The sequence below is a fragment of the Blastomonas sp. RAC04 genome, assembly GCF_001713435.1.
Classification (GTDB): domain Bacteria; phylum Pseudomonadota; class Alphaproteobacteria; order Sphingomonadales; family Sphingomonadaceae; genus Blastomonas; species Blastomonas fulva.
Genome location: NZ_CP016462.1, coordinates 133,646 through 158,233 on the forward strand (window position 1 = coordinate 133,646; position 24,588 = coordinate 158,233).

Sequence of the window (24,588 nt, forward strand, 5' to 3'; positions counted from 1 at the left end):
GTTTCAGCACATGAAGAAAACTGTCCTTATCCTTGGCGCCAGCGGCGTCGTCGGCTTCAGCGCACTCGAGGAATTCCTCGAAGACCCCGATTGCACGGTCATTTCCGTCTCTCGCCGCAAACCCAGCGTACGCAGCCAGCGGTCGTTTCAGCATCATTCGGTTGACCTGAGAGACGCTGAGGCGACGAACGCCGTGTTTTCGACGATGAGCGAGGTTACGCATGTCGTGTATGCGGCACTGTACGAGAAGCCTGGGTTGATCGAGGGGTGGAGTGACAGCGAGCAGATGTCCACCAACCTGGCGATGATTCGCAATCTGATGGAACCGCTGTGCGCGGTTGCCAGCATAAAGCACATCAGCCTGCTGCAGGGCACAAAGGCCTATGGCATCCACCTGCATCCCATGCCCATTCCCGCGCGGGAAAGCGCACCGCGCGATGACCATGCCAATTTCTACTGGCTGCAGGAAGATTACATTCGTGAAAAGGCTGCATCTGCCGGCTTTGATTTCACCATCTTGCGCCCACAGCTCATCATCGGGGCGCCTTATGGCGTGGCCATGAACCTTGCGCCGATCATTGGCGCCTACGCCGCCATCTGCCGTGAACTCGGCGAACCATGCGGGTTCCCTGGCGGCGCATCCTATGTTTGGGAGGCGGTCGATGCCCGCCTGGTCGCCAAAGTGCTCAGCTGGGCGACCGAAGCGGACAACGCCAAGGGTCAGCATTTCAACGTCACCAACGGCGATGTGTTCGAATGGCGCAACCTGTGGCCTGCCATGATGGAGGTGCTGGGCGTGGACGTAGGTCCAGATAGCCCGCGATCGATGGCAGAGTATCTTCCCCACCACTCCTCGACCTGGGATGCCATCGTCGCCAAGCACGGTCTGGTCAACAATAGCATCGACCAGATCGCTGGAGAATCGCATTATTACGCTGATTTTTGTTTTGCATACGGGGCAGAAACGCCACCCTTGCCTGCCTTTGTAAGCGCAATAAAGCTGCGTCAGGCCGGTTTCCATCATGTGTGCGACACCCAAGAGATGTTCAAATACTGGCTGGGTTATTTCTTGGACCAAAAAGTGCTGCCTCCTGCAGGCTGAGGGCCACTGGATAACCAAATGTCACCGACAATCTCTGGGCGAAACGAAATCCGGTGTCGACATCCGATACAGGAACACGCTCCCCTAATCTGGAGGATAGAAGACCTGCCATGACAGTGGTTGAGGCTTTGGAAGCTGTGGATGGTGGATGCGCGCTTCTACCGCGCGTTGAAACTGATTTTGTGAACGCCAGTGCCTTCGGCACCGGCCGCATCATCCGGATTGCGTCGTAGTGAGTGGCATCGGAATCGAAGCAGCGCTTGCGATTGCGGACCGGGTCGAGCGTTTTGTTCGCAACGAGATCGTACCTTATGAGCGCGACGAGCGCCGCGATCATCACGATTGCCCAACCGACGAGTTGGTCGCCGAGATGCGTGAAAAGGCGCGGGCGGCCGGCGTGCTTACCCCCCATATTTTGGCCGACGGGCAGCACCTGTCGCAGCGTGAGACAGCGATCGTGCTCGCCAAGACCGGGTTGTCCCCCCTAGGGCCGCTCGCCTGCAACACGGCAGCTCCTGATGAGGGCAACATTTACCTTTTGGGCAAGGTCGGGAGCCCCGCACTCAACCAGAAATTCCTGAAGCCGCTCCTGGATGGAAAGGCGCGATCAGCATTCTTCATGACCGAACCGGCATCCGAAGGCGGTGCGGGCTCCGATCCCTCAATGATGCAAACGAAGTGCCATATGGATGGCAACCATTGGGTGATCAATGGCAGAAAGGCGTTCATCACCGGCGCACAGGGCGCACAGGTCGGCATCATCATGGCCAAGGCCGATGAAGGTGCGTGCATGTTTTTGGTGGATCTTCCAGACCCGGCGATCCGCATCGAGAGCATTCCCAACACCATCGACAGTTCGATGCCCGGCGGCCACGCCACGGTTGCAATCGAGAACCTGCGCGTTCCGGCTGACCAGATGCTCGGCCAAGCAGGCGAAGGCTTTCAATATGCGCAAATCCGGCTGGCACCGGCGCGGCTGTCGCACTGCATGCGCTGGCTTGGCGCCTGTATTCGCGCAAACGAGATAGCTTCCGATTACGCCAACCGCAGGCAGGCCTTCGGCAAGCCGCTGACCGACCACGAGGGCGTCGGCTTCATGCTAGCCGAAAACATGATCGATCTGAAACAGGCTGAACTGATGATCGACTGGTGCGCCGACGTGCTGGACACCGGCGCGCTGGGCACAGCAGAGAGCTCGATGGCCAAGGTCGCAGTCAGCGAGGCATTGATGCGCATTGCCGACCGCTGCGTTCAGGTGATGGGCGGCGCCGGCGTGACGAGCGACACCATTGTCGAGCAGGTGTTCCGCGAGATCCGCGCCTTCCGCATCTATGATGGCCCGACTGAAGTACACAAATGGAGTCTCGCCAAAAAGATCAAGCGCGACTGGAAGGCGGCCCAGGCATGAACGATGCTCTCATGAGCGATGCGCTGGGGCAGGATGCCAACGCCGGGACGAGCGCAGTACGCGACGCCTACCGTTTTGACGATGCGGCGCTGGCACGCTGGATGACAGACCATGTCGAAGGCTTTGCAGCGCCGATGACGGTCGCGCAGTTCAAGGGCGGACAATCCAACCCGACCTACAAGCTGATCACCCCTGCGCGCAGCTATGTACTTCGGCGCAAGCCGCCGGGGCAGGTGGTGCAGGGCGCGCACGCCGTGGACCGCGAGGCGCGGGTGCTCACCGCACTCGGCGGCGTCGGCTTCCCGGTCGCCAGGGTATACGGCCTTTGCACGGATGAAGCGGTGATCGGGAGCTGGTTTTATGTCATGGAAATGGTCGAAGGCCGCATCTTCTGGGATGCGTCCTTTCCCGGCGTTTCGCGCGAAGAGCGGCCGGCCTATTTCGATGCGATGAACGCGGTGATCGCGAAACTGCACGGCCTCGACTATCGCGCCATTGGGCTGGATGATTATGGCAAGCCGGGCAATTATCTTGCCCGCCAGATCAGCCGGTGGACACGCCAGTATGTTGAAGATACCGATGCTGGGCGCAACGATGATATGGATGCGTTGGTCAAATGGCTGCCCGCGAACATCCCCGATGGCGATGAAACCAGTATCGTCCACGGCGATTTTCGCTGCGACAACATGATCTTTCACCCCAGCGAACCACGGGTGATCGCTGTGCTCGACTGGGAATTGTCAACGCTGGGCCACCCGCTGGCGGATTTTGCCTATCACGCGATGATGTACCAGATGCCGCCGGATATCGTAGCGGGCCTCGCCGGGGCCGATCTGGCCGCGCTCAACATTCCTTCCGAAGTCGAATTTGTCGCAGCCTATTGCCGCAGGGCCGGGCGCGACTCCATCCCCGGCTGGGGCTTTTATGTCGCGTTCAATTATTTTCGGCTTGCCGCGATCTTTCATGGCATCAAGGGGCGCACGATACGTGGAACAGCTGCCTCCGCGCATGCGCAGGACCGCGCTGCAAGCTTCCCAGCTCTGGCCGCGCTTGCACGCCAGTCGATGGAGAAAGCCTACCTGTGACACGAACTCGTCGGTGTTGCGCTGAAAGGTTGGCTAAGGTTAGCTCTTATATCTGCCATGCTACCGGACTATTGCATTCTCCTTTGGAGACATCTTCCCGCCTTCAAGAACGACCGGTTTCACCGAAGCCGGTCGTTCACATTGAAGGTAGTGAACGGCGGCTACGTCCAAACATCAGACAGATTTAACAAAGTGCGATAATGTATCTTATGTTAAATCAATAACTTATCGGAACCGCTCTTGCATGGAGCAATTGGGGTTCCACCGGGCAATCAAGGCTGGCATTTTCACACCGAGTGTGGAGCAGTGACAAGTCTGAGATAAACCCATAGCCTTGATGGATCGTGAGGAAGCCGATCTCGTCGCGAACGCCCATCGACTCCTCATCCATCTGCGCCTTGGCGCGCGCAAGAGCATCGCAGGACAAATAGGTCCAACCGAGTGCCGGTTCAACAGTGGGCACTGCACGCAATCGTGACTTGGTCGCGGATGCCATGAGATCAGGCCATCCGTGAGCGTATGCGTTGATCGGCTCGTCTCACTCGCCTGACGCCAGTGCGTCGAGGAATTCTCCCATCAGATCCGCGACTCGCCGTTGACGCAGGATCCGCAAATCCCTGACCTCCTGGTTGCCGCCAACATCTGCATCGTTATCCTCGAACCGCGCGACAGCGACGGGACCATCCCGACGGTATGATTGATCGGGATCTTCATGAACGAACCGGATTTTCAGCTTCGCGAGCGCCTCCTGCACCGCATCGGCATGCGGCCCCGCCAAGGCGTCCTTGAACGCGCCGATGGCCGCGGCCAGTTCGCCCGAATGATGCTCAAGGCAGTAGACGAGATCGTGTGCGTCCTTGCGCGCGTTGCGGTGATCGAAGGCGAACGCCTTGAGGCAGGTGAAGCTGACGATGTTGGCGTAGCGCACGGTCTCGGTGGCCAGCCCGCCGCCGCCCAATAACTCGGCAGTGAGCTCGGTCTTGTCGTGCAGGTCAAACACCATCGACGCGTGCGGGATATTGAGCGCTGAGACGTTGCCCTCGGTCGGGAGCACCTTGACTTTGCCGCCACCGAGTTCGGGATGCTCGGCGAGGAATTCGAGGATCATGGTTGCGCCCGTCTCCAGACGCGCCTCCCAGCGCCAGGAGACCTTCACGCCTTTGTCGTTCGTCCCGCGATCGAACCCCATCGCATGGAGGTTCTCTTCCAGCGTGCTGTAGGCTTCCGTGTCGGTCAGGATCGCCACGTCAATGACGACATCAACGTCGCCGGTGCCGGCATGCTGGGGCACTTTGGGCGGCCGTGCGGCAACGAGGTAGCGCGGCGTCAGGCCACCCACAAGGAACACGCTGTCCTTCCAGGGTCCGAAGCCCCGGAGGAGCGTGACAAGGACACGCTCGGCTGCTTCGGTGACGCCGCCATCATAGGCGGCAAAGATGTTGGGCTTCGTCACTATCCTGCCAGTCGTTCGGCGCGAAGGTGGTCGGCCATTTCCCTGGCGCGACCTGACCCTTGCAGGAGATCGAGATAGACTTGAATCGGCGGCGCATATGTAACGCCGTCGATCCGCTCGCCAACAGCAATGTCACTCTTGCCGGTCTTCTCGATCACACCTAGGTTCCATCCCTCAGACACGGGCCGGGCATCGAGGCGCGAGAGAACCTCGCTGTAAAGGCGTCCGCCTTGGATCCGGCATCGGAGCTGGGAGATCACGGAAAGATAGGGCGCATAGGCCTGCGCGGCTGCCTCGGCCGTCACCGCATATTTGGCGCCAACGTCGTGGCATGCCTCATCGAGCCGACGCGCAATCTCGCCAGCATCGCCGCCCGGGACGTAGAAGCGCTCGATCCGAGGCTGCTTCTGATCGGCGATCAAGCGCGCCCACTCGTCGAGAATGGGGCCTCGCTCGCGCAGGCGGCGCATCTTGGCAGGCCCCGCCCCTTCCACCTCGAGCCAATCCCGCCGCTCCATCTCGGTCAGGGTCTCAGACGTCGTTGCCGGCGACACGCCGGTCTCCTCCGCCAGATCCTTGCCGCTGACCCAGTTGGGCGCGGTCTCGATGACCGCCTGGACGACGCGTGCGCGCTGGCCTTGAAAGATCGAGGCGAGGGCGCGGTCCGCTTTCTTGGGCGGGGGACGATCGATCAGCACATAGGCACCCGACGACGGGACGAAGAGCGAGCCACCGGGGTCGAAATAGCCAACCCCCTCCTGCTGGAGAATATCGCGCGCGCCCTTCGAGATTGCGGCTGCGATTAGCATCGGGACCTTCTCGCCTGATCCGTCCATACGGTCGAGATAGTCGCGGAGCTGCCAGATCTGCTGACGCACGTCGCGAGGGAATAGCTCGCGCTTGGCTTCAATCACGAGTTCGAACCGGTGGCGGTTGAGGCGCACATCGAGCAAGCCATCCGGGGAATAACGCCCACCGGATCGTTGTTCACAGAGACGCTCCTGCACCGATGCGCCGGGCAGAGCCGACACGGCACGGCTCAGCTTATCTAGCAGATCTCCTTCTTCAATCTCGAAATTTTTCATATTCGGCCACCAGTGAATAAGGTCTCTCTATCGAATATTCGACAGAAAAGCAATATTCACTGTTCAGCAAATTTGGTCGTAGAGCCGTCCGAGCCTGTTAGCCCTTTCCAAGGGCCCGGTGAACCGAAGGGATAATCGTATAGACGGCCTCACGCTGAGCACCCCGATTGCGATGGTCGACGCAATAGCCCTGGTAATGGCGCCGCAGCAGTCCCGCGCGAACGAGGTCCGATACCGCGCGGCTCACATTGGTACGCCCGGAATGTAGCAGCCGCTCGCGAACCTCGCCGGCCACGATCTGCTCTGCAGCCGTCTGGTCGGACGGCAAGGTTCCCTTGCGCTCGAGGTCGCGTCGAACCTGATCAATGACTGCGCGCCGTCGGCCATCGCGATGCGCCATCGGCAGCAAAGCATCGCTCAGCCAATCCCGGACCGGAACCGCGCGGCCATTATCTTCGACATAAGGACCGGCACTCGCAGAATGACCAGCAGCCCGCGCGATCAGGTTCAGCACCATGAAGGTGTAACGCGGCCGTGAAGACATCCGCGACAGCCGTTCCAAGACGGCGGGCAGGTCGAGAGGTTCGTCATTGGCCGACACGCCCGCAGGCGTCCTATCCACCCACTCAGTACCGGCGCGAGGCGTGACGATGTCCGCTGCGAGATCGGATCCCTCAGCTATCGCGTCCTTCGTGAAGAGATCCGGCTGGAACATGGTAGAATCCAAGCACATAGAGAACGAAAAGTGAATCCCTTTTTCGCGACAACCGCGCTTTAGTCGTCAGTGACACTTTACCCGCCGCTTCTGGGTAAAGTGTCACTGATGGCACAGGCTCAATTCGGCAGATTGACAGTATCCCTCCGGTCGACGCCGCCTTGCGGTGATCGGCTGATACTTCGAGATGGCACCGGTGCAATGAAGTTCGAGCGGCGATTGTGCGCGCTGCCACAATTGGCCTCCGCGCTGATGGACCTCAGCTAATGAGTCTCCGTCTGGCTCCAGAAGGCGACCAAATGAGGCATCTAGTGGAGGTCATCGCGCGCAACGAGCGGCGTAAGAAGTTTTCATGTTCGTCCCGACATGCAAGTGCGATTGCCCATGAATTTGCATTAAGCAGCCGCCCACGATTGATACCGTCCGTTGCGCATAGGCGCGGACCTCATCTTCAACGAATGGGGTGTTCGGATCGTGGTGGAAGGGACAGTGTAGCCGTTGATGTGGTCCAAGTCGCTATGCTGGGGCGTCAGCGGATACCCGCTGTCGGCTCGGATCGTGGCAAGCATGTCACCCAGCCACTTCCCCTTAAGAATCTGATTGGGGAAGCGGTAACGAATATACCGCTCCAATAGCGGGCGCATCACCATCCGCATGTCGCCTGCGTCCCCGCTTCCCCCGTCGGTAAAGCCCTGCAGACGCATATGATGCTGAAGGTAGCCTTCCTTGACCTCCGGCTCAATGTCCCACAGTTCGATGGATGATCCCGCCTCGCTTGCCGAAATCTGGAAAGGCGTACAGGCCGCGCCGTGGCTCAGAGACCTCACAGCCTCGAGAAAGAACTTGTCGTGGCTGAGCACGATGACCTGGGCGGCCCTGTCCATCTCCCCGACCCGTACGATCTCCTTAGCCGTCATAGTCCGGCGGAAGTCATCTAGGCTCGTGAAGGGATCATCAAACACGACGATCTTGTCGGAGATTTCAGGGTCGCGCTTGAGCTGCGATAGGAAGAAGGCCAGCGCGAACGTGTTCTTGTCCGCTGCGATCATGCTGGCAAACTCACCCGGCGAAACCAGCCCACCGGACCTGAGCAAGGCAGAAAACTCCAGACCCAATCGGTCCAAGTTTGGGTAGCAGCACACGACAAATAATCTTAGTTGCCTTGTCCTCAAGCGAACCGCTTTGTAAGCATCATGAGCAATGGACGGGGGCTCGAATGGGAAAACGGAATCTCGCAATCGTTGGCACCCACCAAGACTATTTTGCCGATATGTATGACGAGCGAATGGGCGAAAACCCATCAGTCGTTCTCGGATGCGCATCCGAGGAAGACGCCGCCACGAGTTATTTCAAGACCGTTTTTGAAGACTCAAACGCGCTCGTCCGCGAGGCGGTCATTGGCGTATGGCTATCAACTGAAGCGCCTGAGAGGGCGATCATTTTCGATGCTTGTGCGACTTTGACCCCTTGCACGACCGCAGACGCGGGACCTCGCGAATTCGATATTGTGCTGGATGTGCGCCAACGGCCATAGTGTGCGGGACGCGCGCAGGCGGCGTGTGCTACAGCCATGACCAGGCAAAACGCAGAGCAGTGGTTGACAGTCGTATGATATGCGATCAGCCTTGTGGTTGGTCTGACCCCCTTGCCTGTCGCCAAGCTAAATAGGTTTCGATAAATTCTACAGACTGCCCGCGAAACCAGTGGTCAGATCGATTAAATGGCGACCGACACGACCCATTGGAGTTCGTATGGCTATCCTATTGCCAACATCAGAGAATATTCGTCTGCTCAAAGCCACTCTCATGGGTGATTTTGAAATGCGCTCCGCACATGCTTCGGAAGCGATTGCCGCCCTCGTTGGATTTCGATCCAATGCGGCTTACCTGTCCACTTCCAATCATCTGCCCGACGTGACGGTTTACGAGGTGGATTTCGATTTATTCGAGGACCGCTCAGTCCATCTGGGTTACGACAGAACGTCATCTGAGTTTCTACGGTTCATGTTCCAAGGGATCTCTTGGCCAGACCGTGCTTGGAAAATGGTCGAGAAGCGAGATTCAGCCGCTCGCGATGCTTGGTTCTATGAGTGCCAACGCCGCAAGATACCGTCCCTGCACGTGGCAAAAGCAAGAAAATACTGCTCGGTGCATTGGGACCATATCAGCTTGGATTCTGATTATGACCAGATGATCAGGCAGTCTGCCGACGGGGAAATGGCAAGGGTTCTGTTCCGAACCTATCAACTGATCGCTTCTGGCCGTGAGCCAAAAAGCTTTTTCGATGGCGGGGCCTTGGTGGGGGATGTGACAGGCTTGTCTGAATCAAGCGCCCGGCAGATTGCAAATGCGTACGCTCTGCTACTGTTTCCTGGCAACGTGCAATCCGCCTTGGCTGCATAAAAAGATATCGAAAGCCGCCAAATCTGGGGCTTTCGATACTCCAAACGTCCAAAATTCGAAGCTCCGTTCGCGTCGTGCAACAAGCCAGTGGTCCAAATCAGGCACGCCGCGGCGGACTTCATCATCGCCAGAACCCGTCCCGTCTCTGGCCGTGCTGGTTGTCGTAATTCTCGCGCTGATCGTAGCCGCTCTTGCGGATACCCACTTCGACGCGCTGGCCCCCGACCTTGCGGGATGTGGAGATCGCGCAGATCGACCTTGTTGCGCTGCGCCCAGTCCTTCGCCTCGCGCTCACTCCCGAAGGTCCCTGCGTCTTCGTAGTCAAATGCCATGCCTTTTCTCCTTCCTGATGATGATGTTGACGGCGCCATTCGGGGGCTTTGCCCGACCCCTGTGCAGCGGGAGAAAGGCATCGGCGCACTGTTCGCGGGGAAGAGCCACGCGCTTCGCCATCAGCCTCACAAAGGCGGCCGCGATCGTGCCCACCAAAACTGCGACAAGGATCATCAGACCTATCGCCACCAACTCGGCGGCCATTTTCTGGTTATCGAGGGCGGCTCGCAGATCAGCGCATCCCTGAACCCCGTGCGTATTGAAATCGCAGACCACAAAGCTGTCCCCGCCAGCGGCACGCGCGATCTCCGAGAGTCCTGCCTCGTTCACCAGATTGGTCAGGGTCAGCTGATGCGTGAGGTGAATCTCGAAAGTGTCTGAAGGCGGCGTGCCCGCTTTGGCATGGCCCATCGGTGTCACGATCTTCCTCCTATCGGCTGCGTTCGATGTTGCGTTCGGGCACATCGAGCTGGCGCGTTGCCCGAAGGCTCGCCGGATCGATCCGCGGGGCGGATGCTTGCCTGTCCTCGGGCGCCCTCAAATGATCGGGAATTGTGGGCCGGAATTCGCCAGCCTCGCGGCCGCTGCGCTTGGCCTCGACCTGCTTTTCGCCAAGGGTTTCGAGCGCGCTGGTCTTGTCGCCCGGATTGCGGTCGATCTGCGCCAGGAGCCGATCGCGGTCGTTGGTGACGATGGTGAATGTCATCGCGCACCCGGGTCATCATGACGAGCGCCAGACGCTGGTTCGACAAGTGACGGGCTGATGAGTGCATCTCACCGATCGCCATGTCGCGGGTGTCGCCCTGCGCCTGATGCATGTTGATCGCATAGGCCAGCCCCATGCGCTCGAGCATGCGGTCATTCTGCTTGAGCTCTACGGTCTCGCCAGCCTTGTTCTCGAGCGTGACGATCCCATCCCTGATTCCGAGGATCCTTGCCTCCTCGGACTTCATCAGCCCCCTGGCATCATCCTTTTCGGTCCAGCGGATCTTGTCGCCCTCGTAGATTGTCTCCTTGTGCTTTTCGGAAAGCCTCAAGGCATCGCGTTTGTCCGAAGGGTCGATTGCCGCCGGATCGAATTTGATCAGCTTGCCGCTTTCATCGCGCAGCATGACCCGGCTCTTTGCGTCGATGCCTTCGACATCGTACCGGCCCCGAACAAGCCCTCCAGGGGCGGTCTGGCGCGTTACTTCGAGCAGCTGGCCCTTGCTGTAGGTCGAGGCGTAGCGCAGCTCCTCGCGCGTCGCATGGGCCGGGAGGAGCGTGGTCAGCCTCAGCCCTTCCCCCTTGATCGCGCCTTCTGCCTTGAGGCCCCGCTGGACCATCCGGTTAAGTTCACCGCGCGCTGCACGACCAGATGAGTAGATCGCGGTGCGCTCGCGGTCTTCTGGCGACAGCTCCAGCCATTTCTGCGCGGTGACCTTGAGGTGGTCTGCGCCAGCTTCGACCACACGCTCGCCAAGCGAGGCAAAGCTTTCTTTGAACATGCCGGCGCGCGCGAGGCCAGCGGCTTCCTTCATATGCTCGGTGCGCTGCCGAAGGCTGGTATCGATCCGGGCTATGGCGGGGTTATCGGACTGGATCAGCGCAAAGCTTTTGCCCGCCTCGATCGGCTGCAGCTGTGCCCGGTCTCCGATCATGACCAGCTTTTCAACCCCAAGCCGGTTGGCGATCGTGAGCAGGTCATTCATCGGCTTGTTCGCCACGAGCGAAGCCTCGTCCAACACCAGCACTTTGCCGCGCAAGGCTTCGCGTGAAGCTTCGAACTTCGGACCCGAGCCCTCAAGCGCGGGCCGCAAATGCTCATTCACGAAGGATGAGACGGTTCTTGCTGCGATACCCTGCCTGACAACCTCACCGTCCGGTCCCCGAATCGTTGTATCGCTGCGAAGATCGCCCACCATCTTGTTGGCAAAGGCGAGGCCGATCACCTCCCTTCCCTCCTGATGCGCCACGCTTGCGATCGCCGAAATGATCGTTGTTTTGCCTGCGCCCGCGACGCCCTGGATCACGATTGTGCGGTCCTTGCTGGCCAGCGCCAGTGTTCCCGCGGCAATCTGCTCGGCATTGAGCTCGTGAGTTCTGGCCACTTGCCGCAGACGTTCTGGAGCCGCGGCGGCTTCAATGATGGCCTGGCCTGCGCCCTTTCCGGCGGCGACATTTTCAAGGGTTGCCCGCTCGATGGCCACATGCTCAGGGGTTGTGAACTTCTCGGGTCGGCCATCGAGCCTGTCGCTCTTGCCCTCCAGCACCCGACCGTCGGCCACCAACACGCCGATCCGTGCTTCCACACCGTCAGCGGTCACGCCCTTTACGCCGAGGTCGAGCGCGGTCTTGACCAGCTCGCCCCGGGTCCAGGAGGTTTCACGTTCGCCGACGATCCTGATCGCAGAAGCGGTTGCCATCTCATTGCGCAGCTGCGTGGGCGTCAGGGTGATCCGTTGCAGGCCACTGGTTGTCAGTGTGTCCGCTGGCCGGGTGTAGAGCTTCACGCTGTCGCGGAGCGCGCTCAGAGTCTCCTGCACTCGCTGCGGCGACCCCAAAGGGCTTTCACGCCCCCCGGAACCGCGTCCCCGCGCCTGTTCGACCAGCGCCTTGGCATCGAACCCTAGCCCGGCAGCGCGCTTGGCCCATTCTTGCCGGAGCGCCAGCTTGTCATCCGGATTCAGCTTGGGATCGCGGGTCCGCTTGGTGATTTCACGCAAGGCTTCTGTGTCATTTGCGCTCTTCCCGAGCTTTTCGGCCGTTGCCAGAATGGTCAGGCGACGCTGGCTGAAGGCCTCTATCACATCGCGCGCCACGCCCTTGATCTCGAACTGGCCGTGCTTGCCCGTGATCAGAGTTTCGTAGCCGAGCTTCTCGAGGTTGGTCCGCAGCGCGGCGTTGTAGATGGAGCCAAGGACTGTGTTGTTCTTCCAGATCTCTCCATTCCACAGCGCCTTCCAGTTGCCATCCTTGTCTTGGGTCATCGCGGCGATGACAGCATGGGTATGGTTTTGCGGGTCCAGCGCCCGGCTCGTGTCGTGCTGGAACAGGGCATAGAGGAGCTTGCCTGTGACCACGCCTTCGCCGTTGGCATTGCGCGAACGATCGCGTGCCTGCGCATAATGCTTCTCGAGATAGGCCATGGTCGCCTTGACGGCGGCCACTTGTGCATCGAGGATCCGCTTGTCGCCGCCCAGCTGCGCAAGCAGGCTGGCCGATTTCGGCATCGAGAATGTGAGGTCTATGCCCGAGCGGCGGTTTGCATTGCCATTCACGACCGTGTCATCGGGCAGTTTGCCATCGAGGACTTTTTCGAAGTCGTCCTTGGCGACAGGGCCTGCAAGCCCGAGCGCTTCAGCGCCCTTCCCGCCCCATTCGCTGAGCTCGGCAGGGCCATCGCCGACATAGTAGTCGTCCTTGGCAAAATAGTTTGCGGCGCCGCCTGCTGATGCGACTGATGCGACCGACAGCATCTCAGGCTACCCTTGCCTGTTCGCGCCGGAGCATCGGCCCGGCACACGGCGCGCAAAATAGGGGGCACACATGGCAGGTCTGTCCTGCCGCGCTCATCGCCCAAGCTCCTGATCATCGTCGATGGAAGGGTCCTGCCGGCTCTGCTTTTCATTGCCGATGCCGCGCATGTTCTCTTTGGAAAGCTCGCTCTCCTGCGCGTCTGCCCTGCTGTTCTGCGCTCGCCCCTTTTGTCCTTCGATCTTCGTCTGCGCGCCGCGCTCTTCGCTGTCGCGCATGGCCAGATTCTGCCGCTCGCGCTGGTCCTTCTTGCCCGGGCGGATATAGCCATAGAGCTCCCCTTGCGTTGGCCTGCGCTCGAACTCCGCCCTCTCCTCTTCGTCCTCGATCTTGCGCGCCACCTCATCTTCGGTCAGCTCGCGCTCAGGGTTGAACGGTCCCTCGATCGCCTCCCGCAACTGCTGCGCTGCCCGCTCCGCATCACTCAGCGCCACCTCTTCGCGATCCTTGCGCTCCAGAGGCACGATGTCAGGTTCCGCGCCTTCCCTATCCCCACCCCCCATTTCCGCGATATCCCCGGACGGTGGTGTGTATTCGGCGGCGCGCATGTCGGTGACACGCTCGAAGCCCTTGGCGCGGGGTTCGTAATCCTTCCACGTCAGCCTGATGCGGGCAGCGGGGAAACCGTCGGGGAATTTCACGAACCCGTGCATGCTGGGCAGGTCGCTGATGTCGACCGGCATGACGAGTTCTTCGACGTTGGTACGAGGCGTGATCGTCGATGCGTCCCGGTTATCGTTATAACCGTAGGAATAGGCTTCATCCATGATCCGAACCTGGCGGTTGCCAATGAACTCCGAGCAGCGCCGCGACGTCTCGGGATCGGCCGTCTTGAGGATCAGTTTGGTGCCAGCCAGCGAGGCCAGATTGGTAGCCCCGTTCTCGCCATAGGTTTCTTCAAGCTTGTCGAAGGAATGCATGCCAAGCACGAAGGCTCCGCCAAACGCACGCGCGGTCTGAAGGCCATGATCGATAGCCGGGAGACGATGCAGCGCATGGACTTCGTCGATGAGAAACCACGTGCGCAGATCGCGGCTTCGTCCCATGTGGAACAGCGCATTGACGGCCAGGTCCATCCACAGCGTCAAAAGCGGGCGATTGAGGACTAGGTCCGGGTGCGTGGAGGTGATGAAAAGGATCGACCCTTCCTTGACCTCGGTGGTCATCCAGTTCTTGATTGAGAAGCCGGTTTCGCCCGGATGAGGTTCGGGCAGGAAGCGGAAAACATTCGCATTGGCGATGAAGGTGGTCCGGATCGACTCTGCCATTTTGGCAGCGGCGGGCGACATCATCGGCCCTGCAATCGTGCCCTCAAGTTGAGCATGGATCGTCTTCAGATCCGACTGCATCAGGAAGTAGGAAAGCGCCCCATTTGAGCGCACGCCCATCTTGATCATCTTGACGCACATTTCGACGAACAAGGTGCGCGCCGACTTCTGCCAAAAGTCATCTTCCGCGCTGTGCCCACTCGGAACCAGCGCTGTCGCGGCGCTCATGAATTCGGCGTAATTGTCGCAGTCGTTGAAGATCGACCATGGCACGCAGCGGCGATCCATCGGGTTGAGGATGATGTCCGTTTCGGCATCATAGAAGCTTTCGACGAAGGTGCCGGTCAGATCGAAAATGACGCAGCGATGCCCGCGTTCACGCGCCTGCGTGACGATCTTTTTGAGCTCGGTCGTCTTGCCAGCACCGGTGGTACCGATGAACATCGCATGGCTTTGCTCAAGACGCCAAGGAACCGGCACACCTGCCAGGCGGTAAGGCGCATGCAGACCTGCCCGGACACGGTCCTTCAAGGGCTCTGCGAGGATCTTGTCGGGGTCTACCGCTGGCCTGCGCTTGCGGCACTCGCTGACATGCGCTTTCCAGTTATGGCTGGTGATGGCTTGGGCCAGTTCGCTGTGCGTCACAAGCACGGCGCCGCGCTCATGGCGCTCGGTGAGAATGTCGGTCCCGCGCCGTTTCGAAAAGTCGACGAACCAAACGGTCAAGGGCACGCAAATAAAGGCAGCACCAAGACCCGCAGAAATGCTGACCTGCACAGCCTTGGCCCACGCCCTTTCCACTGCAGGATGATAGGGCACCATGGACATCGTGCCTTGCACCATCTGACCCGATGGAAGCGTCAGGTTCACAGGCTTGTTGGGATTGAGCTGAACCCATCCCCAAGCTTCGGCGTAGAGCTTCATCAGCACGAGCTGCACCTCGTGGTTCTTGAAGGTCAAACTGACGAGGATGCACAGCAGAAGAACGGCGGTTCCGACCCAGACGTAGAGAGGCATTCTGATGCCCGCCCAGGTCATCAGGATTTCATGGTGGAACAGCTGCGATCCGCGCGTAAAATTGCCTGCGTTCCGCTTCACTTTTCCGCGAGCGGAAGCGTGGGTGAGAGTGGCAGCTTTTTTGCTGAACCTGATGTCTTCAGCCATGATGCTCTCGCACGTTGGAGAGCGCCTGAGCGATCAGGTGTTCGGCATCAGCCGGATATTGCTCCTGGACGATGAGCGAGAGCGCAAGCTGGGTATGCTCAAGGATCGTGACAGCCCGCTCGGCATTGAGCGATAATCCCGCCTTCAGGAGCGGAATACCGACTTCAAGAGCAATGCGGATGGCTTCTGACCGCGAGACACCGCGGCTTGCCGCAAGTTGATCGACGACGTCGATCATCCTTGGGCTGAGCGTTACACCGACGCTCTGGAACTGTTTCTTTTCCACTACCACACCTTTTCAGGCGTGGTTCGTCTATCGCAGGTATCAGTATATAGCGCTGCATCGCACTTGCCAAGAGCGTCGGCGATGCAGCCCGGTGCAGCGCTATGGCATTGGTTTTTCGATGCTTTATTGAAGCCGTGAACATCCTGCAGCCGACTGCACCGCCCGAATTGTGAGCAAGACTTCGGCTAACCAATTGTGAAATATGCAGAACTTCGCTGCATCAGCCTACCGCGCAGCGGTGTACGGTGTGCAAAAATCAGGAACTTGTGCCCTGTGCCAGGTCCAGCGCCGTAGGGGGATCACTGGCCCAGGTGGTTCTCCAGTGGGATTGCGCGAGCGAGCCTGACTCGCGAACTCACCGCATGCGTTATTTCCGCCTACAGCGGGAGCTGTGGGACGACAATGGCTCTTGGTTTGGCCATGGCGTTGGCTCAAGCAGGCCGTGCTCTGCGACGAAGCGGAGCGAGAGCAGCAAGCAAAAAAATGCCTCGAACAGACCCTGCGATTGGTGCATCTTCGCATGGTCTTTCAAGGCTTGGAGGAATGCGCAATGGTGTCGAAACTTGAACGCGAACGGTCCGCGCTGGCAGCAGCGGAAAAGGAGCTGGAAGAGCGCAGGCAGAAGCTTGCAGAGCTTGAGCGTGAGGAAGCAGAGCGAGAGCTTAATCGCCTGATCAAGAAGGTCGGTCAGGATACGGCGATTGTCCTTCTGGAACTGGCCGTCAAGGTGAAGCCAAAGGTGGCGATTTCTGCCCTCGAGAAGCTTGGCGGGTGAGGTCTGGTTTTTGTCGAGTTGGGCGGCGATGACCACCGCCCTGTCTCGTCAGAATTCATCGGCCATCTTGCCGGTCGCGGTGTAGACGATCTGGTCGATCAGATGCATCGGCAGCTCGCCATAGTCTCCTTCCTCGATGAGGATGTATCCGTCCCGGGTCTCGACGACATGGACGTCGAAGAAGGTGTGGTATGAGCGCCGCTCAGCTTCCAGAGTTTTTTCATCAAGGGCGATGATGTTGGGGTTGATCTGACGAAGCACTGAAACGTCGTCTTCGTAGCTTTCCGTTGTGTAGCACATGACCTTGCCTCCTGGCGCTTGGCGGCTCGTCCGCCATGCCATGAAACAGCGCCCCGTCAGTGTGCTGGTCACCGGAGCGAAGCGGAGGCTTGACCGCTAATTTTTCGATGGTGCGGAAGCCGGCGCAGCACGGCTTCTCGGTCGGGAAATTAGTGGTTGACCAGTATGCTGGCGGGGTGCTCATGGCGATGGTGGTGGACGTGCCTGCGGCAGGAGGTATGCGTTCCCAGCGACTTCGCGAAAGCTATGCCCTGGAGCGTGGCTGTTCGGAATCAGCGTGATCCAGGCGGCATGAAAAAAGGGCACCGCGGCAACGTGCCGGGCACCCTTTTCCACCTCGATCCTGCAGGAGGCTGGTTGCAGATCGAGCGTTAAACATGGCGTCGAGTTGAGCCGATTCCCGGCTGCTCATGAACTGGTGGCTGGTTCGTCATTAGCTCCATTCGAGCAGCGGATGTTGCTCTCCACAATCGGTGGCGGCGATGAACGCGAGGCTTTCGAAGAGCGGAGTGATTCCTGCCTTGACGAAAGCCGCGTAAGTCCGGTGATCTTCGAGCGCTGTGGCGAGCTTCTGCAGGGACAAATGGCCAGACTCATTTGCATGGCGGCCAAGAGAAGTGAGCACCTTGGACGCAAGGTCGCTGCTCATCGTGATGTCACCTACCAGAGCGATGTGTTCACTCACGCGCATCGTGATCGGCGCATCCCATTGCTGGTGCTCGATCCGCAGCATTCGTCCAAGAAACTGCGCTTCCTCGACGATCGCGATCATCTCCGCACGATGGTCGAAGCATGATGCGAACGCGGCGATGGCAAGCGCGTTGGCATTGATCTCGAAGTTCAGGGGCGCGGCCAGGAATTCGCCTGGATCTGCATCGATTGTACTGTTCGCGGTGTGCAGTCTGCGCATCAGCGCGGCGAGCTCTTGCGGGCGTATCTGAGCCGGTACCGAATGGAGCTTTGTCTCGATATCCTTGACGCGGAATGTGACGAGCATCTTTGCCTCCTGTCGCTGCTCGTCTCCTCCATCCCCCTCTCCTTTCTCACTTCCTGAGCTTGTGGCTGAATGCCCACAAGGGGTCTGGTCCAGCCTGAGGATTGCCGGTCGGCACATTGTCCGGATGCAGCCGCCGGCTCGACAGCGATGCCCGCAAGATGCGAAGCATCAAGCACGGGCAAGGCGCGCCGGGCCAAGGTAAAAGTGCCGCTGATACATTCAGGGATCGCGATGCTCGCGGCAGCGGGCGAAGGGGGTTCGATGCCCCCAGAGCCCGCCCCTTGCGCAAAAGAAGAACGGAAGGCCCCGGCATAAGCCGGAGCCTTCCGAAGAGCGCTCACCCGAAGGTGCGCGAGCGCGTTTGCGCCTGATCGCTGATGCGGCGAATGTGCAGTGGCACGCCTGCCTGACGGAGGCGCTGTGCAAGGTTCGACTGGATGCCGGATCCTTCTCCGATGATTGCTTCAACCGGGTTCAGTTTGACGATGCTCTCGTTGCGCAGGAACGGAGCGCGGTTGCCGTGGCGTTGGTCGGGAACGAACAGGATCGTGTTGACCCCGCTCTGCTGCGCCCATGCACCCGCCATGGCGTCGACGCCCTTGCGCATGCCGGTCGTGCCAAGGACCATGTTCGGGATCCGGGACTTGATGTCGTCGAGGATTGCCCAGATCATCGCGAAATCGTGCCAATCCTTCTGACCACCTGACACGATCACCAGCGGGCCATCGGGCTGGAATTGCGCTCTGCGATCCTTGGCGCGTGCTGCGAGGAAATCGCGTGCCTGCACCTGGCTTGCGGTAACCCCGTTCTTGCTGACTTGCGATCCCCGTGCGGCCGTGAATGGGCGACCGGTTTCGACCCGGTAAACGTCCGCTGCATGGTCGCGCATCGCCTCGAGCGCTTCGCGGCACCCTTGCAGTGTCTGGCAGAGCTGTTGTGTTTCCTCGAGCTCGACAGCGTAGATTTCCGAAGGATCGAAATGGCGTGCCATTTCGCCCAGCTTCTTTGCAGCATCGTCCTCGCGACCTTCAGCCAGGCGTGCGGTCATGTGGAAGGAGTTGACCATGCCCCAGGCGAGTTGCTGCGCGAATTCTTCCATGCGCGTGTCCTTGAGGACATCGAAGATCGTTCCGATTGCCATCTCCACGGCGCGGCGCGCCATGTCGGGATCCGGCATCTCTGCGGCGATTGGAGCCTCGATGATGTTGAGCTTGGCGAGATCGCTATGCTCGAGAAACGCCCCATCGTAGGATTCCGTGATCCCTTCACGTGCATCGGCAAGATTGATCCGTGCCTGAGCCAGATCTGCGAATGAATTGAAAATAGTCATATAAGCCTCCGATTTTCGAAATCGTCCCCACATTGGGAACAGCCAAAAACCCATCGGGCCGGACGAACCGTGTCAGGGACGGCGAGCTCGCCTCGCCGCCGCCCTGGCGGGCGTGGGGGAACCGATTTTCTGCGTGGAGGCTGGCGCGCAGCGACACTGCCTCCCCGCTGAAAATTGGGGGGACCGCGATCCTTGACTAAGGGGCGGCCGCCGATAGGTTTCGGCAGGTGTTCCTGTGTGTGTGGAAGAGACGTTCCCGCCCACGAGCAGGTGAGACGAAGGCAGGGCCGGTCAGGCGCTTCAGCGCCACGCCGGGCCGCCCCTTCGGCCCTGCGAAGGGGTTACAGCGGGAACACTCCCAATCTTGTGAGGCAGTTCGGCGCGGCTCGTCGGCAGAGGGAGGGCAGCCAGGGACGATGCGGCAACTCAACCTGTTGCTGTCGCCCAGCTAAGCGCTATGTTTTGACGATGGCAGTGTGGCAATTCGTCATCGATCTCATTCCTGCGTCTGCGGCGCGCGTCGCAGGGGTTGCCGCAGTGCGGATGAGCCGCGCGCAACTCGATGAGACCGTTCTTGGTTTTTCGTCGGCTGATGCGGAAGTGCTGTTCTTGAAACTTGGCAGGCTCCTTCCAGAGAAACCGTCTTGGTCTGCCAGCCTTCGGATCTGGGGCGACGAGAAAGCGGACGACATTCAGGTCGGCATCAACGGACAGGCCATTGAGGATATCCGGTTCCGCCTCCATGTAGCGGACCTGTCTTTGCCATTGGTCGGCGGGATCTGCGACTTCGCACGCCATTTCGATAGCGTCCTTGCGACGCCAGAGGGCGCAATCATTCAGCCGAGCCGTGAGGCTGTCATGAGAACAATCATGCAATCACAGGCAGCGCAGTACGTGCGAGACCCCCAGCGCTTTCTCGATGAAGCGATCCGTCTGGATCGGGAGGGCCGATAAGATTAGGTCAGTGCTTGAACCGGACTGCAGCTTCGATCACTTTTCCGCCGAAACTGGAAAGTCGCAAACCGACCCCAAATCAGTCGTCGCGGCGCAGCGAACCTACGCCTGCGCCGCCCGGTAGCGCGCATCCACCACCTCCCAGTCGAGATTGGCTATGAAGGCATCGACATACTTCGCGGCCGCCGCGCCGTAATCCATGTGAAAGCTGTGCTCATACATATCGAGCGCGATCAGCGGTGCGCCTGTGGCTGCACCATGCATGTGATCGAAGGCCCAGTAGTTGTGCAGCGACTTGGTGTGGCGGTTGTAGCTGAGGATGCACCAGCCCGATCCGCCTGCCAGTGACATTGCGGTGCGGCGGAATTCGGCCTGCCATGCATCGAAGCTGCCAAACCAGCCATCGAGCGCCTCGTAGATCGAGCCGCCGGGATTGCCATTTCCGCCCAGCGCATCGAAATAATACTCGTGCAGCACCACTGATCCGGTGCGGTGCAGTTCCTCTCGCTTTAGCCCCGCATAGGCGACCGGCGGGAAGTCGGGGTCAGCCATCGCTGCGGCGAGCCGGGCTTCAATGGTGTTGAGACCGCGCACCGAGCCTTGGTAATTGTTCTCCCAGTGTGAGGTGATCAGCCGCTCGGACAGGCCGGTGAGCTTGGCGGGGTTGAACCGCAGGGGCTTGGGGGTGTGCTTGCCTGCGAAAGCGGCGGCCGTGCTGCCAGCACCTTGGGCAGCGGCACCGCTTGCGTTTCCTGCCAACGCAACGCCGGTCGCCGTCAAGGCTGCGGTGCCGATGACTTGCCTGCGTGTGATGATGCTCATGCTATCCTCCCTAGAATGCCAGAACCAGAACCAGACCGCCGATGGCCGAAGCTGCCAGAACGCGCAGCACCGACCATTTGAGGCCGAACGCCATGATGCAGGCCAGCGCTACCAGCAAACCCGCACGCCAGTCGAAACTCGACGGATCAGGCCAATACAGCCGCAGCGGGCCGAAATTGCGCTGGCCAACTTCGGCAAACAGGACGTGGAGCGCGAACCATGCGGTAAGGTTTGCGATCACGCCCACCACCGCCGCTGTCACCGCAGCCAGACCGCCTTTCAGGCGCACCGCGTTGCCCAGCCGGTCGATCCACGGCGCGAAGGCGAAGATCCACATGAAACACGGCGCGAAGGTCACCCAGGTGGTGAGGCCCGCCCCCAGCAATCCAGCAACGAAGGGCGAGAACGGCTCCGGCGCCCGGAACGCTGCAAGATAGCCGACGAATTGCGTCACCAGAATCAGCGGCCCCGGTGTGGTTTCCGCAAGGCCCAGCCCATCGGCCATTTCGCCCGGACGCAACCAGCCGAACCCTTGCACCGCCTCTTGCGCCATATAGGCCAGCACCGCATAGGCCCCGCCAAAGGTGACGATGGCCAGCTGCGAGAAGAATGCGCCGATCTCCCAAAGCACGTGATCCGGCCCCAGAGTGACCGCGATCAGCAGCATCGGTGCGGCCCAGACTGTCCCCCACAGGGCGATTGACAGGAACGTGGTGCGCCACGGTCGTTCTGGCAGGGTTCCGCCAGCTTTACCGGGTTTCAGCGCCAGCAGGTCGGGCCGCTTGGCTGCGACAGCCATGCCGATCACTCCGGAACCAAGCACGATCAGCGGAAACGGCAGATCGAACAGGAACAGCCCGATAAACGCCGCTGCCGCCAGCGCGCGCTTCAGCCCGGTGTCCAGCGCACGGCCCGCGATCCGCAGCAGCGCCTGCACCACAATCGCCAGCACCGCCGCTTTCACGCCAAGGAAAAGCGCCTCGACCCAGTCGAGATTGGCCGCGACCGCATACAGCATCGACAGCGCCAGAATGATCAGCGCACCGGGAATGACGAACAGCAACCCCGCTGCCAGACCGCCGCGCCAGCCATGCAGACGCCAACCGATCCACGTGGCAAGCTGCTGCGCTTCGGGTCCGGGAAGCAGGTGGCAGAAATTTAGCGCGTGGAGGAAATCCTCCTCCGCGATCCACTTGCGTTCATCCACCAGCTCGCGGTGCATCAGCGCAATCTGCCCGGCAGGACCGCCGAAGCTGAGCAGGCCGATGCGGGTGAATGCCCGAAGCAGATCCGTGAAGGTGATAGAAGGGGTAAGAGCCAAGGACGCCAAATCAACCTCGCAAAACAAACCTCGCCCGCAAGGGCAAGGTTACGAGGCAACGCTTGGGCTTGTCTCGGCCTGAGCGGGAGGTCGCTTTGCCCCGCCGGGATTGTTGTAGAATGCGGGGCAAACCACAGCAAGGTCAAAACGGAAATTTAGCTTCCCACCCAACCCCGGTCATCCGGCGCGATCAACCTGTTTCCCTAAACCGGACATAAGCACATACTCTGCGGTACCGAGAGCAGCCCAACGCCTAGGCAAAGGCCGCGCCAGCGATCGTCACCCGAACGGGCCGAGACCCGGCAGGGACTCGGTGACGCCGGTCGCAGACGCAGTACACGGGCAAGGCTTGTGTGCTGCCGGCAGCCCGGAGGAATAGAGCGCGATGCCGGCCATAGGCCGGCAGACGCCAACCTTGCCTTCGGCATCCCTTGACGATAAAGTTCTTTATATGTTCTCGGTGACGTATGGGAACCAAACGCCTCGATTCTGTCGCCGATCTCGTTCGTCATGGCCTCAATGCGCAGATCGAGTGCGGGCGCTGCAGGCGTGTAGTCATCATGCCGGCGGCCCGGCTGCGCGATCAGTGCTTCACCAAGTCGATACCCCTTAAGCTGGACATGGTTGCCCGGCACTTGCGCTGCAGCTGTGGTCATCGTGGTGCCAGGATTAATCCCACCGGCAACTAACCGGCCTGCGCTCCGCACTCGGGTGCGCACCATCAATAACGCGGCGAAGGGCGGCACCGAAGCGCCGCCCTCCTGATGATCACAGAAACTCGACATTTTCGGCGATGATCTCGCAGCCGTAGCGGTCATTGCCTTCGGCGTCCTGCCAGCGGGAGTAGTGGATGCGGCCCGTCACGGCGAGCTGGTCGCCCTTGGCCTTGTGCTGGCGCAGCGGGAGCCCCATGCCGTTGAAGACAGTGACCTTGTGGAATTCGGCATCCTTGACCGGGTAGCCGGTTTCGGGGTCCTTCTGGACCTTCCCATCGCGGATGACGGGACGTTCGGTCACGAGGATGAGTTCGGTGATGCGGGTGTCGCTGCGATCGCGGGCAACGGGATCCTTGGCGAGACGGCCGACGAGGTTGACGATGTTCATTGCAAGAGCCTCCTTGGTGCCGACGGCTCGTCCGCCGGTGCCCTTATCGAGCCTCGGCGGGAGAGCTGGGACACCGCGCGCCTTCGCGCGCGGGTAACCTCAGAAATCGAGGTGGTGCGGGCAGCCCGGCTTGCCGGGCAACACGGCTCGCATTTCTGCAGGTTGGCCCTAAGCTCGACCAGAGAGGCAGGGGCACTGGACGGCGGACGTGCTGTTGGTACTGGGGCGGATTGCGTGCCTGGACATCAACCTCGCCGCGTCTCGGCTTGCTGACGCTGGCGTTGATCGCAGGATTGATCGCCTGTCTTCGCCGATTACGGGGAGCGAATAGTCCCATTGCGGCAGTCGTGCGGAAGACCTGACCTTGGCCATTTGGGTGTGCCAATCCGCAGGGTTGCCGCCATTGGCCTCGCGTTGATGCACAATCGGACAAGGCCCCCAGAGGGCCTGTCTGCCTGAACGGTGCGCCAATCAGTCCCGATCGACTGGAGCTGCTCGCCAGGCTGCAATGGCATCGATGATCTTTGCCGTGAACCGCGGTGGGAAGCGTCCGGCAATGTACCCGGGCTGCTTCATCAGGGGTCTGATGTCGAACCCGGGCCAGGTGAACCGGTTGAACTCCGAAATGACGATGGCGCTACCGGGAGCCAGTCCGGCTGTGCGCGCAATCTCATCGGGGATCACGATGGCGTTCTTGCGCCCCTCACCCTTGGTCGTGATCGCGGCGACAAGATAGCGTGACCCCTCCACACCCACGACGACGACAAAGCGTTCCTTGACGCCTTCGTCGCGGCCCCGTCTCTGCTCTTCCTCGAAGAGATAGACGTATCGGAGGATATGGCCTGCGGTGGGGCGGTCAGTCTTCCCAGCGGTCATTTTCGAGTTCACTGGCCGAAGGCCGTGCATTGGCGAAAGCCTTGCGATCGGCTTCGGTCATGTCGGACGAAGCGACAGCTTCGATATTCATGTGGCCGGCGATCACACCGCGTGCCGCCTCTTCGAGATGGCGGAAATAGTCGCTATCTGCGATCACATGCCGCTCGCGGCCATGGCTGGTCAGGACGACCGGCTGTTTGGTTGCGAGATCGAGGAACTCGCCGGTGTTGTTGTGAAACCGGGTCAGGGGAACCCGGGGGTGCTCGTTCGCCGCCGCTGGCATGGTGGTATC

25 protein-coding genes are annotated in these 24,588 nt (G+C 60.4%); 7 read left to right on the plus strand and 18 right to left on the minus strand.

Annotation, left to right across the window (positions count from 1 at the left end; translation table 11 throughout):
* The first annotated feature begins 10 nt into the window (after positions 1-10).
* Positions 11-1,102 carry an SDR family oxidoreductase gene (locus BSY18_RS20175; protein WP_069052170.1) on the plus strand — a complete coding sequence of 364 codons (1,092 nt, stop codon included), beginning with the start codon at positions 11-13 and terminating at the stop codon, positions 1,100-1,102.
* Here BSY18_RS20175 and BSY18_RS21315 read toward each other — a convergent pair.
* A complete protein-coding gene (locus BSY18_RS21315) occupies positions 1,047-1,439 on the minus strand; it encodes a hypothetical protein (protein ID WP_171900310.1) in 393 nt (130 codons plus the stop codon). The two genes, BSY18_RS20175 and BSY18_RS21315, sit on opposite strands and share 56 nt — an antisense overlap.
* Here BSY18_RS21315 and BSY18_RS20180 point away from each other — a divergent pair.
* Together BSY18_RS20180 and BSY18_RS20185 are read left to right on the plus strand one after the other, a co-directional pair.
* Positions 1,335-2,510, plus strand: coding sequence for an acyl-CoA dehydrogenase family protein (locus BSY18_RS20180; protein WP_069052171.1), 1,176 nt, complete (start codon positions 1,335-1,337; stop codon positions 2,508-2,510). The two genes, BSY18_RS21315 and BSY18_RS20180, sit on opposite strands and share 105 nt — an antisense overlap.
* A gap of 11 nt (positions 2,511-2,521) precedes the next feature.
* Complete coding sequence (locus BSY18_RS20185) at positions 2,522-3,595, plus strand: phosphotransferase (protein ID WP_069052225.1); 1,074 nt, start codon at positions 2,522-2,524, stop codon at positions 3,593-3,595.
* A gap of 217 nt (positions 3,596-3,812) precedes the next feature.
* On the opposite strand, the gene BSY18_RS20825 is transcribed toward BSY18_RS20185, so the two are convergent.
* From BSY18_RS20825 to BSY18_RS20205, 5 genes are all read right to left on the minus strand, one after another.
* Positions 3,813-4,091 carry a hypothetical protein gene (locus tag BSY18_RS20825; protein WP_197275854.1) on the minus strand — a complete coding sequence of 93 codons (279 nt, stop codon included), beginning with the start codon at positions 4,089-4,091 and terminating at the stop codon, positions 3,813-3,815.
* A 42-nt stretch (positions 4,092-4,133) separates the two neighbouring features.
* Positions 4,134-5,048 (minus strand): hypothetical protein, encoded by a 915-nt coding sequence (locus BSY18_RS20190; protein WP_054136353.1) that lies wholly within the window; start codon positions 5,046-5,048, stop codon positions 4,134-4,136.
* Positions 5,048-6,133 carry a hypothetical protein gene (locus BSY18_RS20195; RefSeq protein ID WP_054136352.1) on the minus strand — a complete coding sequence of 362 codons (1,086 nt, stop codon included), beginning with the start codon at positions 6,131-6,133 and terminating at the stop codon, positions 5,048-5,050. The genes BSY18_RS20190 and BSY18_RS20195 overlap by 1 nt, the downstream gene beginning before the upstream one ends.
* Before the next feature lie 97 nt (positions 6,134-6,230).
* The gene (locus BSY18_RS20200) at positions 6,231-6,848 is read right to left on the minus strand and encodes a hypothetical protein (protein WP_171900313.1); all 618 of its coding nucleotides are present in this window, start codon (positions 6,846-6,848) and stop codon (positions 6,231-6,233) included.
* A gap of 395 nt (positions 6,849-7,243) precedes the next feature.
* Positions 7,244-7,897, minus strand: coding sequence for an AAA family ATPase (locus BSY18_RS20205; RefSeq protein WP_236823534.1), 654 nt, complete (start codon positions 7,895-7,897; stop codon positions 7,244-7,246).
* 167 nt (positions 7,898-8,064) lie between these two features.
* Here BSY18_RS20205 and BSY18_RS21320 point away from each other — a divergent pair, with 167 nt between their 5' ends.
* Both BSY18_RS21320 and BSY18_RS20215 read left to right on the plus strand, forming a co-directional pair.
* Positions 8,065-8,382, plus strand: coding sequence for a hypothetical protein (locus tag BSY18_RS21320; RefSeq protein ID WP_069052173.1), 318 nt, complete (start codon positions 8,065-8,067; stop codon positions 8,380-8,382).
* 217 nt (positions 8,383-8,599) lie between these two features.
* Positions 8,600-9,250, plus strand: a complete 651-nt coding sequence (locus BSY18_RS20215; RefSeq protein ID WP_069052174.1) for a hypothetical protein — start codon at positions 8,600-8,602, stop codon at positions 9,248-9,250.
* Positions 9,251-9,571: 321 nt separating this feature from the next.
* Here BSY18_RS20215 and BSY18_RS20220 read toward each other — a convergent pair whose 3' ends face one another.
* The 4 genes from BSY18_RS20220 to BSY18_RS20235 all read right to left on the minus strand — a co-directional run bounded on the left by BSY18_RS20220 (position 9,572) and on the right by BSY18_RS20235 (position 15,817).
* Positions 9,572-10,003 carry a hypothetical protein gene (locus BSY18_RS20220; protein ID WP_150126419.1) on the minus strand — a complete coding sequence of 144 codons (432 nt, stop codon included), beginning with the start codon at positions 10,001-10,003 and terminating at the stop codon, positions 9,572-9,574.
* On the minus strand, positions 10,000-13,041 hold the full coding sequence (gene mobF, locus BSY18_RS20225) for a MobF family relaxase (protein WP_069052176.1): 3,042 nt from the start codon (positions 13,039-13,041) through the stop codon (positions 10,000-10,002). The genes BSY18_RS20220 and mobF overlap by 4 nt, the downstream gene beginning before the upstream one ends.
* A gap of 93 nt (positions 13,042-13,134) precedes the next feature.
* The gene (locus BSY18_RS20230) at positions 13,135-15,531 is read right to left on the minus strand and encodes a type IV secretion system DNA-binding domain-containing protein (RefSeq protein WP_069052177.1); all 2,397 of its coding nucleotides are present in this window, start codon (positions 15,529-15,531) and stop codon (positions 13,135-13,137) included.
* Positions 15,524-15,817, minus strand: a complete 294-nt coding sequence (locus BSY18_RS20235; protein ID WP_058818294.1) for a ribbon-helix-helix domain-containing protein — start codon at positions 15,815-15,817, stop codon at positions 15,524-15,526. Before BSY18_RS20235 ends, BSY18_RS20230 begins: the two co-directional genes overlap by 8 nt.
* Before the next feature lie 442 nt (positions 15,818-16,259).
* On the opposite strand from BSY18_RS20235, the gene BSY18_RS21160 reads away from it, so the two are divergent.
* Complete coding sequence (locus BSY18_RS21160; protein ID WP_150126421.1) at positions 16,260-16,592, plus strand: hypothetical protein; 333 nt, start codon at positions 16,260-16,262, stop codon at positions 16,590-16,592.
* Between the two features lie 48 nt (positions 16,593-16,640).
* Here BSY18_RS21160 and BSY18_RS20245 read toward each other — a convergent pair whose 3' ends face one another.
* From BSY18_RS20245 to BSY18_RS20255, 3 genes are all read right to left on the minus strand, one after another.
* The gene (locus BSY18_RS20245; RefSeq protein WP_231732291.1) at positions 16,641-16,892 is read right to left on the minus strand and encodes a hypothetical protein; all 252 of its coding nucleotides are present in this window, start codon (positions 16,890-16,892) and stop codon (positions 16,641-16,643) included.
* A 433-nt stretch (positions 16,893-17,325) separates the two neighbouring features.
* A complete protein-coding gene (locus BSY18_RS20250) occupies positions 17,326-17,889 on the minus strand; it encodes a hypothetical protein (protein ID WP_069052179.1) in 564 nt (187 codons plus the stop codon).
* Between the two features lie 337 nt (positions 17,890-18,226).
* Entirely contained in the window at positions 18,227-19,219 is a 993-nt protein-coding gene (locus BSY18_RS20255; RefSeq protein WP_069052180.1) for a DUF2493 domain-containing protein, read from the minus strand.
* 474 nt (positions 19,220-19,693) lie between these two features.
* On the opposite strand from BSY18_RS20255, the gene BSY18_RS20260 reads away from it, so the two are divergent.
* Positions 19,694-20,173, plus strand: coding sequence for a hypothetical protein (locus tag BSY18_RS20260; RefSeq protein ID WP_150126422.1), 480 nt, complete (start codon positions 19,694-19,696; stop codon positions 20,171-20,173).
* 102 nt (positions 20,174-20,275) lie between these two features.
* Here the strand turns inward: BSY18_RS20260 and BSY18_RS20265 are convergent, their stop codons facing one another.
* The 5 genes from BSY18_RS20265 to BSY18_RS20285 form a co-directional block, all read right to left on the minus strand.
* Positions 20,276-20,995, minus strand: a complete 720-nt coding sequence (locus tag BSY18_RS20265) for a superoxide dismutase (RefSeq protein ID WP_069052182.1) — start codon at positions 20,993-20,995, stop codon at positions 20,276-20,278.
* A 10-nt stretch (positions 20,996-21,005) separates the two neighbouring features.
* Positions 21,006-22,316, minus strand: a complete 1,311-nt coding sequence (gene chrA / locus BSY18_RS20270; protein ID WP_069052183.1) for a chromate efflux transporter — start codon at positions 22,314-22,316, stop codon at positions 21,006-21,008.
* 768 nt (positions 22,317-23,084) lie between these two features.
* Positions 23,085-23,420 carry a single-stranded DNA-binding protein gene (locus BSY18_RS20275; RefSeq protein ID WP_069052184.1) on the minus strand — a complete coding sequence of 112 codons (336 nt, stop codon included), beginning with the start codon at positions 23,418-23,420 and terminating at the stop codon, positions 23,085-23,087.
* A 471-nt stretch (positions 23,421-23,891) separates the two neighbouring features.
* The gene (locus tag BSY18_RS20280) at positions 23,892-24,296 is read right to left on the minus strand and encodes a hypothetical protein (protein WP_069052185.1); all 405 of its coding nucleotides are present in this window, start codon (positions 24,294-24,296) and stop codon (positions 23,892-23,894) included.
* Positions 24,277-24,579 (minus strand): hypothetical protein, encoded by a 303-nt coding sequence (locus BSY18_RS20285; RefSeq protein WP_069052186.1) that lies wholly within the window; start codon positions 24,577-24,579, stop codon positions 24,277-24,279. The genes BSY18_RS20280 and BSY18_RS20285 overlap by 20 nt, the downstream gene beginning before the upstream one ends.
* Positions 24,580-24,588: the final 9 nt, after the last annotated feature.

Excerpts from the sequence above, each read along its gene's own strand:
- BSY18_RS20255 (WP_069052180.1), bottom strand. The coding sequence starts at position 19,219 with ATGACTATTTTCAATTCATTCGCAGATCTGGCTCAGGCACGGATCAAT.
- mobF (WP_069052176.1), bottom strand. The coding sequence starts at position 13,041 with ATGCTGTCGGTCGCATCAGTCGCATCAGCAGGCGGCGCCGCAAACTAT.
- BSY18_RS20265 (WP_069052182.1), bottom strand. The coding sequence starts at position 20,995 with ATGAGCATCATCACACGCAGGCAAGTCATCGGCACCGCAGCCTTGACG.
- BSY18_RS20280 (WP_069052185.1), bottom strand. The coding sequence starts at position 24,296 with ATGACCGCTGGGAAGACTGACCGCCCCACCGCAGGCCATATCCTCCGA.
- BSY18_RS20285 (WP_069052186.1), bottom strand. The coding sequence starts at position 24,579 with ATGCCAGCGGCGGCGAACGAGCACCCCCGGGTTCCCCTGACCCGGTTT.
- BSY18_RS20250 (WP_069052179.1), bottom strand. The coding sequence starts at position 17,889 with ATGCTCGTCACATTCCGCGTCAAGGATATCGAGACAAAGCTCCATTCG.
- BSY18_RS20245 (WP_231732291.1), bottom strand. The coding sequence starts at position 16,892 with ATGTGCTACACAACGGAAAGCTACGAAGACGACGTTTCAGTGCTTCGT.
- BSY18_RS20175 (WP_069052170.1), top strand. The coding sequence starts at position 11 with ATGAAGAAAACTGTCCTTATCCTTGGCGCCAGCGGCGTCGTCGGCTTC.
- BSY18_RS20230 (WP_069052177.1), bottom strand. The coding sequence starts at position 15,531 with ATGGCTGAAGACATCAGGTTCAGCAAAAAAGCTGCCACTCTCACCCAC.
- BSY18_RS20275 (WP_069052184.1), bottom strand. The coding sequence starts at position 23,420 with ATGAACATCGTCAACCTCGTCGGCCGTCTCGCCAAGGATCCCGTTGCC.
- BSY18_RS21320 (WP_069052173.1), top strand. The coding sequence starts at position 8,065 with ATGGGAAAACGGAATCTCGCAATCGTTGGCACCCACCAAGACTATTTT.
- BSY18_RS21315 (WP_171900310.1), bottom strand. The coding sequence starts at position 1,439 with ATGATCGCGGCGCTCGTCGCGCTCATAAGGTACGATCTCGTTGCGAAC.
- BSY18_RS20200 (WP_171900313.1), bottom strand. The coding sequence starts at position 6,848 with ATGTTCCAGCCGGATCTCTTCACGAAGGACGCGATAGCTGAGGGATCC.
- BSY18_RS20195 (WP_054136352.1), bottom strand. The coding sequence starts at position 6,133 with ATGAAAAATTTCGAGATTGAAGAAGGAGATCTGCTAGATAAGCTGAGC.
- BSY18_RS20825 (WP_197275854.1), bottom strand. The coding sequence starts at position 4,091 with ATGGCATCCGCGACCAAGTCACGATTGCGTGCAGTGCCCACTGTTGAA.
- BSY18_RS20205 (WP_236823534.1), bottom strand. The coding sequence starts at position 7,897 with ATGATCGCAGCGGACAAGAACACGTTCGCGCTGGCCTTCTTCCTATCG.
- BSY18_RS20185 (WP_069052225.1), top strand. The coding sequence starts at position 2,522 with ATGAGCGATGCGCTGGGGCAGGATGCCAACGCCGGGACGAGCGCAGTA.
- BSY18_RS20215 (WP_069052174.1), top strand. The coding sequence starts at position 8,600 with ATGGCTATCCTATTGCCAACATCAGAGAATATTCGTCTGCTCAAAGCC.